Origin of the sequence: Bradyrhizobium sp. SZCCHNR3119, from assembly GCF_032487775.1 — a bacterium.
Taxonomy (GTDB): domain Bacteria; phylum Pseudomonadota; class Alphaproteobacteria; order Rhizobiales; family Xanthobacteraceae; genus Bradyrhizobium.
The window spans coordinates 3,959,820-3,974,776 of the sequence record NZ_JAUEUV010000001.1 but is presented as its reverse complement, the minus strand read 5'-3'; the positions used below and the strand labels follow the sequence as shown (position 1 = coordinate 3,974,776).

At 63.1% G+C, this 14,957-nt stretch carries 10 protein-coding genes; 5 read left to right on the top strand and 5 right to left on the bottom strand.

Annotated features, from left to right (window positions below; translation table 11 throughout):
- Positions 1–4: 4 nt before the first annotated feature.
- From glgX to treY, 3 genes are read left to right on the top strand one after another with little or no spacing between them, the layout of a single operon-like run.
- Complete coding sequence (gene glgX / locus QX034_RS18385) at positions 5–2,080, top strand: glycogen debranching protein GlgX (RefSeq protein WP_315701103.1); 2,076 nt, start codon at positions 5–7, stop codon at positions 2,078–2,080.
- On the top strand, positions 2,077–3,843 hold the full coding sequence (gene treZ / locus QX034_RS18380; RefSeq protein WP_315701104.1) for a malto-oligosyltrehalose trehalohydrolase: 1,767 nt from the start codon (positions 2,077–2,079) through the stop codon (positions 3,841–3,843). The genes glgX and treZ overlap by 4 nt, the downstream gene beginning before the upstream one ends.
- 1 nt (position 3,844) lies before the next feature.
- Positions 3,845–6,658: a malto-oligosyltrehalose synthase gene (gene treY / locus QX034_RS18375; protein ID WP_315701105.1), complete on the top strand. Its 2,814-nt coding sequence runs from the start codon at positions 3,845–3,847 to the stop codon at positions 6,656–6,658.
- Here the strand turns inward: treY and QX034_RS18370 are convergent.
- Positions 6,655–6,966: a polyhydroxyalkanoic acid system family protein gene (locus tag QX034_RS18370; protein WP_315701106.1), complete on the bottom strand. Its 312-nt coding sequence runs from the start codon at positions 6,964–6,966 to the stop codon at positions 6,655–6,657. The genes treY and QX034_RS18370 overlap by 4 nt on opposite strands.
- Positions 6,967–7,137: 171 nt before the next feature.
- Here QX034_RS18370 and QX034_RS18365 point away from each other — a divergent pair, with 171 nt between their 5' ends.
- Positions 7,138–7,302 (top strand): DUF3309 family protein, encoded by a 165-nt coding sequence (locus QX034_RS18365; RefSeq protein WP_315701107.1) that lies wholly within the window; start codon positions 7,138–7,140, stop codon positions 7,300–7,302.
- Positions 7,303–7,415: 113 nt separating this feature from the next.
- Here the strand turns inward: QX034_RS18365 and ligD are convergent, their stop codons facing one another.
- Positions 7,416–10,079: a DNA ligase D gene (gene ligD, locus QX034_RS18360; protein WP_315701108.1), complete on the bottom strand. Its 2,664-nt coding sequence runs from the start codon at positions 10,077–10,079 to the stop codon at positions 7,416–7,418.
- A gap of 124 nt (positions 10,080–10,203) precedes the next feature.
- Between ligD and QX034_RS18355 the strand changes: the two genes are divergently transcribed.
- Complete coding sequence (locus QX034_RS18355; RefSeq protein ID WP_316195656.1) at positions 10,204–11,085, top strand: Ku protein; 882 nt, start codon at positions 10,204–10,206, stop codon at positions 11,083–11,085.
- A 127-nt stretch (positions 11,086–11,212) separates the two neighbouring features.
- On the opposite strand, the gene QX034_RS18350 is transcribed toward QX034_RS18355, so the two are convergent.
- The 3 genes from QX034_RS18350 to QX034_RS18340 all read right to left on the bottom strand — a co-directional run bounded on the left by QX034_RS18350 (position 11,213) and on the right by QX034_RS18340 (position 14,952).
- Positions 11,213–11,464: a DUF6496 domain-containing protein gene (locus tag QX034_RS18350; RefSeq protein ID WP_315701110.1), complete on the bottom strand. Its 252-nt coding sequence runs from the start codon at positions 11,462–11,464 to the stop codon at positions 11,213–11,215.
- 72 nt (positions 11,465–11,536) lie between these two features.
- Positions 11,537–12,238, bottom strand: coding sequence for a response regulator transcription factor (locus tag QX034_RS18345; RefSeq protein ID WP_315701111.1), 702 nt, complete (start codon positions 12,236–12,238; stop codon positions 11,537–11,539).
- Positions 12,235–14,952 (bottom strand): sensor histidine kinase KdpD, encoded by a 2,718-nt coding sequence (locus tag QX034_RS18340; protein ID WP_315767227.1) that lies wholly within the window; start codon positions 14,950–14,952, stop codon positions 12,235–12,237. Before QX034_RS18340 ends, QX034_RS18345 begins: the two co-directional genes overlap by 4 nt.
- Positions 14,953–14,957: the final 5 nt, after the last annotated feature.

Sequence of the window (14,957 nt, the reverse complement as noted above, 5' to 3'; positions counted from 1 at the left end):
CTCGATGCGGCTGTTGGCCGGAACTCCCACCCGTCTCGGTGCAAGCTGGGACGGGCGAGGGACCAATTTTGCATTGTTTTCAGCCAACGCAGAAAAGGTCGAACTCTGCCTGTTCGACAGCCAGGGCCGGCGCGAAATCGAGCGCATCGAGCTGCCGGAACGGACCGAGGATGTCTGGCACGGCTATCTCAACGACGTGTCGCCGGGACAGCTCTACGGCTATCGGGTCTATGGCCCTTATGAGCCCGAGCGCGGCCACCGGTTCAATCCGCACAAGCTGCTGCTCGATCCCTATGCCAAGCGGCTCGCCGGCCGCCTGGTCTGGAGCGATGCCCATTTCGCCTATCGCGCCGGAAGCCCGCGGGAGGATCTCTCCTTCGACCGGCGCGACAATGCACGCGGCATGCCGAAGGCCGTCGTCGTCGACGAGACCTTCAATTGGGGGCGGCGCGAGATGCGCCCCTCGATTCCATGGGAAGACACGATCATCTACGAGGCCCATGTCAAAGGGCTGACCATCAAGCGCGAGGATGTGCCGCCGAACCTGCGCGGCACCTATGGCGGGTTGTCGTCGCCGGCCATGGTCAAACACCTCAAACGGCTCGGCGTCACGACCATCGAGCTGTTGCCGGCTCACGCCTTCATCGACGACCGCATGCTGGTCGAGAAGAAGCTCGTGAACTATTGGGGCTACAACACGATCTCCTATTTCGCCCCTGAGCCGCGCTATGCGCAGGACAATCCGCTCGATTCGTTCAGAACGATGGTGGCGAGGCTCCACGATGCCGGCATCGAAGTGATGCTGGACGTCGTCTACAATCATACGGCCGAGGGCAATCACCTCGGCCCGACACTTTGCTATCGCGGGATCGACAACGCCTCCTATTATTGGCTGAAGCCGGACAATCCGCGCTACTATGACGACTTCACCGGCTGCGGCTCATCGGTCAACCTGACCCATCCGCGCGTACTGCAGATGGTGATGGACTCGCTGCGCTATTGGGTCGAAGTCTGCCACGTCGACGGTTTCCGCTTCGATCTTGCAACCACGCTGGCACGCGGGTCACGCGGCTACGACCGCTCCAGCGGCTTCCTCACTGCGGTCCGTCAGGACCCCGTCCTGTCCGGCGTGAAGCTCGTCGCCGAACCCTGGGACGTCGGTCTCGGCGGCTATCAGGTCGGCGCGTTTCCCTCGCAATGGTCGGAATGGAACGATCGTTATCGTAGCGCGATGCGCCGCTACTGGAGCGGCCAAGGCAGCCTGATCGGAGAGGTGTCGAGCCGGATGACCGGCTCCTCCGACCTCTTCAATCACGACGGTCGCACCCAGCGCGCCAGCGTCAATCACGTCACCGTCCATGACGGCTTCACCCTGGCCGACCTCTTCAGCTACAATTCCAAACACAACGAAGCCAACGGCGAAGACAATCGCGACGGCTCCAACGACAACCATAGCAACAATTGCGGTGTCGAGGGCCCGACTGACGATCCCGCGATCAACGCATTGCGCCGGCAGTTGCGCAAGAACCAGCTCGCCTGTCTGTTCCTCGCGCAAGGCCTGCCGCTTCTGCTCGCAGGCGATGAGGTCGGCAATTCGCAGAATGGCAATAACAACGCCTACTGTCAGGACAACGAGGTCGGCTGGGTCGATTGGAGCGGGATGGGCGGCGAGGGCGACGATCTCATCGACTTCATCGGCCATCTGACCGAGCTGCGGCGTCGATTCGGCCAGATCCGCGCACGCCGATGGCTCGATGGCCGGCGCCCGGATGACAGCTTCGGCGTGCTGTGGCTCACTCCCTCCGCGGAGGAAATGACGCAGGCGGACTGGACATTTCCTGACGGTCGATTTCTCGCCTATGTGCTCGGTCCGGTGGAACCGGAGCAAGCTCCGATCTTTATCGTTCTGAACGCTGCCCCCGAACAGATCGGATTCAAATTGCCTAAGCTCGCCGAATACAAGACGTGGCAACAGGTGCTCAATACCGCGGAAGTCAAGCAGATGCCGGTTGACTTCGCTTCCGGCACCGAGCTCGAGGCACCACCCCGCTCGGTTCTGGCTTTTGCGGGCCTGTCATGAGGCCCCGTCAGTTTGGTCCTCACCTGACCAAGGACGGCGTCTCATTCCGCCTCTGGGCTCCTGGCGCCAAGCGCGTGGATCTTGTGCTCGACACGCTGCGGCCGATGCAGCGCACTGAAGACGGGTGGTATGTCCTCCACGTGACGGGCCTCGGCGCCGGCGCGCGCTACAAGTTCCGGATCGATGACGATCTCGATGTGCCGGACCCCGGCTCGGACTTCCAGCCAGAGGACGTTTCCGGCCCGAGCGAGGTGATCGATCACGCCAGCTTTCCTTGGCGCGCCAAGGACTGGCGCGGCCGCCCGTGGCAGGACGCGGTGTTTCTGGAAAGCCATGTCGGCGCTTTCACACCTGACGGCACCTACCGCGCCATGATCGACAAGCTCGACCACCTGGTCGAGACCGGCATCACGGCGCTCGAGCTGATGCCGCTGGCGGACTTCGCAGGCTGCCGCAACTGGGGCTATGACGGCGTGCTGCTTTATGCGCCCGACAGCAGCTATGGCCGTCCCGACGATCTGCGCACCCTGATTGACGAAGCGCATCTGCGCGGGCTGATGGTGTTCGTGGACGTCGTCTACAACCATTTCGGCCCGGAAGGGAATTATCTCGGCCGCTACGCGCCGACCTTCTTCACCGATGCGCATACCCCCTGGGGTGCGGCGATCGATTATGGCCGGCCCGAGGTGCGCGCCTATGCGATCGAGAACGCGCTGCACTGGCTGTCCGACTACCGCTTCGATGGGCTCAGGTTCGATGCCATCAACCATATCCTGACGCCGCCAGGCGAGGTGCCGATGCTGCACGAACTCAGCGCGGCGGTCGGCGAATTCGCCGAGCAGAGCGGACGGCACATCCATTTGGTGCTGGAAAATGGCGACAATCGCGCCAGCATGCTGGATTCGAACGAGGAGCCGCCGCGCGGCAAGTTTCGGGCGCAATGGAACGACGACTATCACCACGTCTGGCATGTGATGCTGACCGGCGAAAGCGCCGGCTATTATGGCGACTATCAGGACTCTCCGCGCGACGGTCTCGCGCGCGCCCTCGGCTCCGGCTTCGTCTACCAGGGCGAGCGCGCCGCGTTCTGGGGTGGTGAGCCCCGCGGCGAGCCGAGCGGTCACCTCGCACCCGGCGCCTTCGTCAACTTTCTGCAAAACCACGACCAAATCGGCAACCGCGTATTCGGCGACCGGCTCGAAGCCTTGGCAAAGCCGGAGGGCATTGCCGCCGCGCTCGCAGTGACGCTGCTGGCGCCGACAGTGCCGATGCTGTTCATGGGCGAGGAATGGGGGTCAACGCGAACCTTCCCGTTCTTCTGCGACTTCAAGGGCGACCTCGCGCACGCCGTGCGCAAGGGACGCCGCACCGAGTACGAGTGGGCCTACGCCAAATATGGCGACGAGGTGCCGGACCCGCTCGATATCGAAACGTTCAAATCAGCCGTCATCGATTGGGACGCCTGCAATGCAAGCCCGGGCAAGGAACGCCTGGCGCTGGTCCGCGGGCTGCTGACGCTGCGCCACAAGGAGATCGCGCCAAGGCTTCCCGGCGCGCATTTCGGCGAGGCCCATGTCAGCGACGAAGGACTCCTGACTGCTTACTGGGTCATGGGCGACGGTACCAAATTGCGCCTGCTCGCCAATGTTTCAGACAAGGAGATCGCTGGCCCTTCATCGCCTTTACCGGGCACGCTGATCTGGGGCGGACCACCCGCGGATCGCCTGCCACCCTGGTCGGTGTACTGGAGCATCGGAGGATAGCATGCCTCCGGCCATTCCCCTTGCCACCTATCGCCTGCAGCTCACCGCGGATTTCAACTTCGATGAGGCTGCGCGCGTCGTCCCCTATCTGAAGGCGCTTGGCATCAGCCATCTCTATGCCTCGCCCTTCATGAAGGCGCGCAAAGGCTCGACGCATGGCTACGACATCACCGATCACACCAAACTCAATCCGGAGCTGGGTGGCGAAGAAGGCTTTGCGCGGCTGGGCGCCGCGCTGAAGCAGAACGATCTCGGGCTCATCCTCGACTTCGTGCCGAACCATGTCGGCGTGCATTATGACGACAATCCCTGGTGGCTCGACGTGCTCGAATGGGGCCAGGCATCGCCGCATGCCGTCTCTTTCGATATCGATTGGGATCAGTTGCCTTATCGTGCCCGCGGCGGCGTGCTGCTGCCGATCATCGGCTCGTTCTACGGCGAGGCGCTCGAACGTGGCGAGATCGAGCTGCACTACGATCCCGAGGAAGGCAGCTTCTCCTGCTGGTATTTCGAGCATCGCCTGCCGATCGCACCGGAGCGCTACGCCGAGATCCTGCGGGTGATCGTCAAGGAGGCTGGTGCCGAACAGAGCGACGCCGGCCAGCGAATCCTGGAGCTCGCCTCGCGCTATCACGGCCTCCGCCATCCGAACCGAAAGGAAGCACCGACCTTCAAGGCGGCCCTGAAGGATATATCCGGCGGGGCCGAGATCATCGTGAAAGGGCTTGAGGCCTATCGCGCCGGCCCCGATCGTCCGGCGCAGACGCTGGCTCTGCACCACCTCCTGGAGCGGCAGCATTACAAGCTCGGCCATTGGCGGCTCGCATCCAGCGACATCAATTATCGGCGCTTCTTCGACGTCAACACGCTGGCCGGCCTGCGGGTGGAGGACGCCCGCACTTTCGAAGCGATCCACCGTCTGGTGAAGAAGCTGATGGCCGAAGGTCAGTTGCATGGCCTTCGTCTCGATCATATCGACGGCCTGCGCGACCCCGCACAATATTTTCAGCGACTGCGCCGGCTCATCCGCGACGCGCGCAGCCCAGCCGTGCAGCCACTCTACATCGTCGTCGAGAAGATCGTCTGCGAGCAAGAGAAGCTGCCGCGCTTCGTCGGCGTGCACGGCACTACCGGCTACGAGTGGATGAATGTGATCACCCAGGTGCTGATCGATCGCAAGGGCCTGGAGCCGCTCGACGAGATCTGGCGCCAGATCAGCAGCACTTCGCCTCGGCTCGAGCCGGTGTTGAAGGAAGCCAAGCGGCGCGTGCTCGAAACGCTGCTGACGAGCGAGTTCATCGTGCTGACACGGCTGCTCGCGCGCATCGCCAACGGTCACTACTCGACCCGGGACTATTCGGAAGACAGTCTGCGTCAGGCGCTCGAGCTCTATGTACTGCACTTTCCCGTCTACCGCACTTATTTGACCGCCGCGAGCCCGACGGCGGCCGATCGGGCCATGATCGATCGCACGATCGAGCGCGCGCGGGCCGAGTGGTTTGCATCAGATGGCTCCATCTTCGACTTCCTGCGTGACGCGCTCACCATGGACCTCATCAAGCGCGACCGTCGCACCTCACATAGCGTTCCACGCGTGCGGCGCTTTGCCCTGAAGGTGCAGCAGTTCACGGGTCCGATGATGGCGAAGTCGCTGGAAGACACCAGCTTCTACCGCTTCCATCGTCTCCTGGCATTGAATGAAGTCGGCGGCGATGCGGCGGCGACAGGTCTGTCGATTGCGGATTTTCACGAGCTCATGCGCCAGCGTGCTAAGGGTTGGCCGCATGGCATGACAGCAACGGCAACGCACGATACCAAGCGCGGCGAAGACGCCCGCGCGCGGCTGATGGCGCTGACCGAACTTCCCAACGAGTGGACCTCCGCGGTTGCGCGCTGGAAGCTATTGAATGCGCCGAATGTCGTGACGGAAGGCGATATCCGCGCGCCCTCGGCCACCTTCGAATATATGTTGTACCAGACCTTGGTCGCCATATGGCCTGCCCACGGGCATGACGATGCATTGCCGGAGCGGCTCCAGGCCTATGCACTGAAGGCTGCGCGCGAGGGTAAGCAGGAGACGTCCTGGCTCAATCCCAACGAGGCTTACGAGAAGGGCTTGCACCTCTTCATCGAACGCATGCTAGACCGCGGGCGATCGCCGGAATTCCTGCAATCGCTGCATACTCTGGCCAAACGTCTTGCGCTGCTGGGGGCGCTCAACTCGTTGAGCCAGGTTACGCTGAAGGTGACCATGCCGGGCGTCCCCGACTTCTACCAGGGCACCGAGTTCTGGGATCTGTCGATGGTCGACCCCGACAACCGGCGGCCGGTCGATTTTGCGGCGCGCGCGGCCGCATTGCGCGACGTCGAGAACCCGGATTGGGTGGACTTGGTGCAAAACTGGCCGGATGGCCGGATCAAATTGGCCTGGACAAGACAGTTGCTCAAGCTGCGAACTGAATTTGCAGCCGTGTTCACGGAGGGCAACTACGAACCGCTTGCGGTCAGCGGGCCGCATCGCGACCACATCATCGCATTCGCACGTCGCCGCGGCCGCGATGCCGCCATCACGGTCGTTCCCCGTACCTTTGCACCGCTGACCGACGGCGGCCGCGTCTGGCCCCGTGCGGAGGCATTCGATGCGACGGTGCGCATCGAGGGCTATAGGATTGCAGGCCGAGAGCGTACGAGCGAGCTTCCGGTCTCATCGCTGTTCAACCATTTGCCGATCGCCGTCGTGAACGCGCGCGTCGAGGGTGCAGCGCACCCAGCGCAGAAACAAATGCCCGCGCGAGCCGACGCCTCATCTGGCTAGCTCTTCTTCGAGAGGAGCAACTGCCCGCGGTTGCGAATGGCGGCTTGCGCCGCTTCAGCAAAGCGCTGCAATAGCCAGGGTAGGACGAGCTCCACACGGACGTATTCGTCCGCCACGTCGATGCGGCCTGACGCAGCCTGCCCAAGCGCACGGACACGAAAGAACATCTGGTCGCCCTCCCAGCGTTCCTCATCGACCTTCAGGACAGGCACACTTGCCGCAGCGCGCGTCAGTCCATTCTGCAGGCGACGTACTGCCTCATCTTTGCCGAGACGGTGCGGAATTGAGATGACAAGCGGCGCTGACATCGAAATCTCCTTCCTGCCCAATCGATCAGATGTAGTTACGCCGGGCGCGACCGCAAAGACACAGAGTGATTTTCCTGGCTCCGGTTCCGGAACTTTCGAAGTTCCGACCAGTTTCCTCGGCGAAGGCAGAGCAAATGGCCGCCCCGCTGCCGGGCGGAGGAGGGATACGTCATGACAATCGGAACCATCATCCTGATCATTCTCGTGATTGCGTTGCTCGGCGGCTTCTCGGGCATTGGCGGCGGACCGTTCTATGGCACCGGCTATTATGGCGGCGGCGGCTTGGGCCTGATCGTCATCATCGTGCTGATCCTGGTCCTGCTCGGACGCATCTGAGCCGACAGCATTTTCGATGATCGAGCGAGGCGGGCGTGGTGACACCATGCCCCCTCCTTTCAGCCCCCCTCAATGATAGCAAGAGCCGTATTCGAGGCAGTGCCTTCGCCAACTCATAGCTTCTTCGCGAGCTGCTTGATTGCCGCCTTGATGGCGCCTGCAGCCTCGTCATAGCCCGCCCAGGCCGTCGTCTTGGCAAGCAGCGCTGGCACCGTGCGGATGGTGTAACGCTTGGGATCAAGCCCGTCCTTCACCTGAGTCCAGGTCAGCGGCATCGAGACAGTGGCGCCCTCACGCGCGCGCGGCGACAGGACGGCTACCGCCGTCGACATCCGGTCATTGCGCAGGTAGTCAAGGAAGATCTTACCCTTGCGTAGACGCTTGGACATGTTGAGCAGAAACTGCTCCGGGTTGTCATTCGCCATCCACTGGCAAACGCCTTGTGCGAACTTCTTCGCTTCCGGCCACGTCACCTTGTCACGCGCGCCGTATTGCAAGGGCGTCACCACGTGCAGGCCCTTGCCGCCGGTCGTCTTGCAGAAGCTTTCAAGCCCCAAGCTCTTGAGCCGCTGCCGCATCTCCTTTGCCGCCGCGATCACTTCATCGAACGGGACATTCGGCGCGGGATCGAGATCGAATACGAGCCGACCTGGTACGTCATAGGCGTAAGGCGCGCAATTCCAGGGATGCAGTTCGACCGCGGCAACCTGCGCCACCGCAGCCAATCCCTCGATGCGATCGATCTCGAGGTACGGCTTGCGGTCACCAGAGACCTTCGCAAGCTCAAGCAGCTCCGATGTGCCCTGCATGCCATGACGCTGGAAGAATATCTCGCCGTGGATGCCGTCGGGAGCACGCACGATGGAGCATGGCCGGCCTTTGAGGTGGCCAATCATCCACTCGCCGACGCTCTCGAAATAGCGCGCGAGGTCGAGCTTGCTGACCGGCTCGCCATCGCCGTCGTCCGGCCACAGCGCCTTGTCGGGGTTCGAAATCACCACGCCCATCACTTCGGCGCCGCGCTTCGACCGAGATGGCGTCTCGAACACGGCGCTGCCGGCGCTGGCGACGGTCGCCGCCGCGCGCGCGACCGGCTTCCTGACCTTTGTCATGACCGGCTCTTCGGCTACGACCTCCTTCGCGGGCTTGTCCTGACGCAGCCCTTTGAACGACGCCTGCCGCACGTTGCCACCATCGGTCCATCCGGCGAACTCGATCTCAGCGACCAGCTCCGGCTTCAGCCAATGCATATCGCGCGACTTGCGCGGGGCATTCTCGCCGCTGAACGGGTTCTTGTCGGACGCCGCCGCTTTCAACGCCGGCATGATCTGCTTGACCTTGTCCTGGCCGAAGCCGGTCCCCACGACGCCGACGTAAGCGAGATGATCATCCTTGTTGACGCCGACCATCAGCGAGCGGAATTTGCCGTTCGTCGTCTTCCAACCGCCGATCACGACCTCATGGCCCGGCCGCGTCTTCGCCTTGGTCCAGCTCTCGCTGCGACCGGAATGATAGGGCGCATCAAGCCGCTTCGAAACGATACCCTCCAGCTTCAGCTTGCGCGCGGACTCCAGCACCGTCTCACCGTCGCTCTCGAAATGCTCGACATAACGGATGGGCGGGTTCTTGCCCTTGATATTTGCCTTCAGCAGCTTCTGCAGACGCGCCTTACGCTCGCGCAGCGGCAGTCGGCGGAGATCCAGCCCCTCAGCAAATAGCAGGTCGAACGCAAAATAGATCAGCTGGTCGGTCCTCCCTTCCGAGAGGGCGGCCTGCAAGGCAGAGAAATTCGGATTCCCTTCCGCATCCAGGGCCACGACCTCGCCATCGATGAGCACGTCCGGAAGTTTCGTTGCCTGATCCGCAATCGCACCGAACTTCGGGGTCCAGTCCAAGCCCTTGCGAGTCTTCAGCGTCACCTCGCCGCTTTCAACCCTGATCTGGACCCGATAGCCGTCAAACTTGATTTCATGCCCCCAATCCGCTCCTGCCGGCGGCTGCTCCACCGAGGTGCAAAGCTCCGGCGCAACGAAGTCCGGCATCACCGCGACCTTCTTAGGCTCGACGCTCTTCGCGGCAGGCTTGTTCGCAGTCGCCTTCCGCGGGCGCTCCTGCATCTCCTCGTAATTGGAGTGCCAGACCGCGTCTGCGCTCGCCGACTTCGCCTTCGCCAGCATGAACGGCTTCGGCGCCCTGCCCTTGCCGGCCGCAATCTGCGCCATCGTGCGACCCGAGGCGACCGATCTGTCCTGTGCCAGGATGTCGTTGGCCTCGCCTTCGCGCGCGAATTCGTCGCGATGCTTGATCAGAAGCCAATTGGTCCGCTTGCTACCGGTACGATCGTGGCGCATGCGCACCAGCACCCAGCTGCCGTGCAGCTTCTTGCCGCTCAACGTGAACTTCAAATCGCCGTTCTTGAAGCCACGCTCGGGATCGTCGCTTTCCCAATAGCCACGATCCCATAACATCACGGTGCCACCGCCATATTCACCTTCCGGAATCATGCCTTCGAAGTCGCCGTAATCGAGCGGATGATCCTCGACCTCCACCGCCAGCCGCTTGTCGTGCGGGTCGAGCGACGGACCCTTGGTGACCGCCCAGGATTTGAACACGCCACCATATTCCAGACGCAGATCGTAATGCAGGCGCGTCGCATCGTGCTTCTGGATCACGAAGCGCAACCGTCCGGCAGGCGTGACTTTGACGTCGCCCGAAGGCTCGGCGGTCTTGTCGAAATCCCGCTTCTTACGATAGGCAGATAGCTTTCTCAGCGCCACGGCTTTTGATCCTACTCGACGAGAGGCGCGCGAGCCTAACACGTCGCGGCCGCCGCCCGGAACCAAAACCCCTGAGATCAGTTGGGGTTCCCGATCCGCGCCGAGCCTTCCCGGGAGAGACATCATGGCCCCTCGCGCCTATTGGAAAGGGACACTCAAGCTGTCGCTGGTGAGCTGCCCGATTGTCCTCTATCCCGCCGCGACATCGACCGAGAAGACCCGCTTTCACCTGATCAACCGCGAGACTGGCAACCGCCTCAAGCAGCAGATGATCGATGCCGAGACCGGTGACATCGTCGAGGGTGAGCAGAAGGGCCGCGGATATGAGCTCTCGAAAGGACGGTATGTCGAGGTCGAGCCGGAGGAGCTCGAGGCCGTCCAGATCGAGAGCAACCACACCATCGACATCGACAGCTTCGTGCCCAGGCGCGAGATCGACCAGCGGTACCTCAACCACCCCTATTATATCGCACCCGACGGCAAGGCCGCGCTCGACGCCTTCGCGGTAATCCGCGACGCCATGAAGGACCAGGATCGCGTGGCGCTGGCGCGGATCGTCCTGACCAACCGCGAGCACGTCATCGCGATCGAGCCGCTCGGCAAAGGCATGCTCGGTACCACTTTGCGCTTTCCTTACGAGCTGCGCGACGAGGGTGAGTTTTTCGATGACATCAAAAGCCCGAGGATCAGCAAGGATATGGTCGAGCTCGCCGGCCATATCCTCCAGACCAAGGCCGCGCATTTCGATCCGTCGACATTCAAGGACGACTACGAGACCGCGCTGAAGGCCCTGGTGAAGCGCAAGGCCGCCGGCAAGCCGATCAAGCTGCCCGCGCCCGAGGAGCGGCCGAGCAACGTGATCAACCTGATGGATGCGTTGAAACGAAGCCTGAAAGGCAAGCACGCAGCCAAGCCTTCGCGCGCGCCGGCCCGACGACCGCGCGCGCAGCGTCGCTCCGCGAAGAAATCGCATCGTTCGACCGCGCAGCAGCGGCGGGCGGGGTAAGACGCCTGTGGATCGCTCTCCCGAAGTCGCTATTCCCCGAAGCGAAGCAATCCAGTTGGGTCGCGATAGCAACTGGATTGCTTCGCAGCTATCGGTCCGCCCAATGACGGCCGAGAGGATTTCGCTCTCAGCGCTTCGAGCCTCGCTTCTTGGTAGTCTTCTTGCTGGACTTCTTTGATGACGCTCTGGCGGTCTTCTTCTTCGGTACCTTCTTGCCTTCGCGCCGCGCTTCGGACAAACCGATGGCGATCGCCTGCTTGCGGCTCTTCACCTTGCGTCCCGAACGGCCGCTTCTCAACGTGCCGGCCTTGCGCTTCTTCATCGCGCGCCCGACTTTGGCGGATGCTCCCTTGGAATATTTTCGTGCTGTGCGTGCCATGAAAATAATCTCCTGTGGCACCAAAGCAATCACGAGGCTTGCAGAAGGTTCCCGATAAGCTCTGTCGAGCTGTCATACGTGGTCCTGATCCGGCGCGCGCAGCCGATAGCCGATTCCGGTTTCGGTGAGCACATAATGAGGGCGCTCCGGGTCGGCCTCGATCTTCTGCCGCAGCTGCCGCACATAGACGCGCAAGTATTGCGCATCGGTCAGCTCGTCCCACAGCTCCTTCAAGAGGAAACGATGGGTGAGCACCTTGCCGGCGTGCTGGACCAGAACACGCAGCAGGTCGTACTCCTTTGGCGACAGTTTGATCTCGCGCTCACCGACCTTGACGATGCGGCGCACCAGGTCGACCGAGAGATCGCCGGTGCGAAACACCGGACGCTCGCCCTTGACCTGCAGCTGATGCCTCAGCGCGGCGCGCAGACGGGCGAGCAGCTCATCCATGCCGAACGGCTTTGTCACATAATCATCAGCGCCGAGGTCGAGCGCCTGCACCTTGCCCGCCTCGTCGCCGCGGCTCGACAGCACCACGATCGGCACGCTGTCGTTGCGGCTCCGGATCGTTCGCAGCAGCTCGTGGCCGTCGATATCGGGCAGGCCGAGATCGAGGATGATCAGCGCGGGATGCTGCGCGAGCAGCTCCAATGCGCTTCTGCCGTTCGGCGCCTCCAGGATCTCATACCCCTGGGTGCTCAGCCCCATCCGGAGCAGCTTGCGGATCGGCGGCTCGTCGTCGATCACGAGGACTTTGGTCGGCGCACCCGTCATGCCGCGGTATCCAACGATTTGAGCAGCGCCGGGATGGGTAATCGGATCGTCAGCATCGCGCCGCTGCGATCTGGGCGATTGCCGGCCGAGATCCGGCCATGCATGGCCTCGATGAACCCCCGCGAAATGGCGAGCCCGAGCCCCGTGCCTGGGCGGACCTGATCGCCCTTCTGCACACGATAGAATTTGTCGAAGACATGCTCGACCTCGCCCGGCGGAATCCCCTCGCCTTCGTCGCAGATGTCGAGCACCACCCATTGCTCGTCCCGGCGCGAGCGAATGGCAATCAGCGTGTCCGACGGGGAATATTTGGCGGCGTTATCCAACAGATTGAACAAGACCTGTTCGAACAGCACGGCATCCAGCTCGAGCATCGGCAGATCGGCGGCAAGCTCCAACGAGACCTTGTGGTGGGCCAGGATCTTGCTGGCGCGGCGGAGCGCGCTGCCGACGATCTCGCCGAGATCATGCGGCGCGGTATTGGGTATGATCGCGCCGGATTCCAGCTTGGTCATGTCGAGCAGATTGGCGATGAAGCGGTTGAGACGCTCGGACTCATCGATCACAGTCGCGAGCAGGTCCAGTTTCTCCTTGTCGGTCAACCGCGCCGCAAGGTCGCGCATGGTCGAGGCGGCGCCGAGCACCGAGGCCAGCGGCGTCTTCAGATCGTGCGAGATCGAGGTCAGCAGCGCCGAGCGCAGCCGGTCCTGCTCCATCGTGCGCTTGACCTTGTCCATGTCCTCGACCAGGAGCACGCGCTCGATCGCGAGCGCCCCCTGGTCCACCAGCGCATTGAGCAGGCGCCGCTGATCCGGCGTCAACAATGGCCCGGTCCGGTCGTCATCGATACCGATGACACCGATCGATCCGCGGCCGGTGCGCATCGGCAGAAACAACCGCTTGGCGCCGGGCAACGTGTCCGAGCCACGGCCTGCCGCGCGATCGTTGCTCCAGGCCCAACTCGCCGCCGCAAGGTCGGCGTCGTCGAGCTGGTCCTCCGGCGGATAGCCCGCCATCACCGTCAGCTTGCCGTCCTGCGGAAGCAGCAGCACCACGCGCACCTTCAACATCAGCGCTGCCTGGTAGGCGGTCGCCCACAGCACGTCGTCGAGTGTCGCAGTCCCCGCGAGCTTGCGGCTGAAGGCATAGAGCTGCTCGGTGGTGCGGATGCGGCCGATCGCGGAATCCGCCTGCACGCGCACCCGCGAGGCCAGATTGGACACCAGGATCGCGATCAGCATGAAGAAGAAGAACGCCGCGATGTTGGTCGGGTCGGTGATCGTGAAGGTGTAGATCGGCGGCAGGAAGAAGAAATTGTAGCAGAGCGAGGCGAGCACGCTCGCCAGCAGCGACGGCCATCGGCCGTAGCGCGCCGCGACGCCGACCACCGCGGTCAGGAACACCAGATCGACATTCTCGACGCCGAAGCCGGGCTGGATCAGCTCCGCGACGCCAAGACCGATCGCCGTGATCAGCGCCGCCATCAGATAGGGCCGCGGTTGAAACGGCTCGCTGCGAGCGCGCGTCTGCACCGATGTGCTCGCATTGCTCGGCAGCGCGTCGCCCGCGATCACATGAACGCTGATGTTGCCAGCCTGCCGAACCAGATCGTGCACCACCGAGCCTCTTATGATCTCGAACAGGCGCGAGCGACTGGACTTGCCGATGACGATCTGGGTGACATTGTTGGCTTGGGCGAAGCTGATGAGATCGTCAGCGATATGGCGCCCGCCGGCAGGAATGGCCAGCGCCTCCGCTCCGAGCGATTCAGCAAGGCGGAGCGTATCGGCCAGCCGGTCGCGCTCTGCATCGGAGAGCTGCAGGGTGCGCCGGGTTTCGATCGTGATCGCGGTCCACGGCGCATGCACGCGGTCGGCGAGACGCTTGGTATAGCGGACCAGCCCGGCCGCACGGGGATCCTCGCTGACGCAGACCAGAATGCGCTCGCCAGCGGCCCACGGGCCGGCGATCGCGTTTGCCTGCATATGGGTGAGCAGCTGCTCGTCGACCCGCTCGGCGGTCCGGCGCAGCGCGAGTTCGCGCAGCGCCGTGAGATTACCCGGCGAAAAATAATGCTCCAGCGCGCGCTCGGCCTGCCTGGGGACATAAACCTTACCCTCCTTCAGCCGCTGGATCAGGTCATCGGGCGTGAGATCGATCAGCTCGATCGCATCGGCGCGGTCCAAGACGGAATCAGGAACGGTCTCTCGTACCCGCACATGCGTGATTTGTGCGACGACGTCGTTGAGGCTTTCGATATGCTGGATGTTGACCGCGGTATAGACGTCGATGCCATGCGACAGAAGCTCCTCGACATCGAGGTAGCGCTTGGGATGGCGGCTGCCGGGCACGTTGGTATGGGCGAGCTCGTCGACCAGCGCGAGCTGCGGGCGCCGCGCGATCACCGCATCGAGGTCCATCTCCTCCAGGACCTGATCCTTGTAGGCGATACGCTTACGCGGGATCACCTCCAGCCCTTGGACCAGGGCCTCGGTCTCGGCGCGGCCGTGAGTCTCGACGAAACCGATGACCACATCGACGCCGGCCCTCAGCTTGGCCTGCGCGCTGGAGAGCATCTCGTAGGTCTTGCCGACGCCGGGCGCCGCGCCGACAAAAATCTTGAGGCGCCCGGCAGGACTGTCCTCCCGCCGGGCGGCTTCAAGCAGCGCGTCCGGCGAGGGACGTTGATCAGGATCGCGGCGTTGACTGGCCATGACGC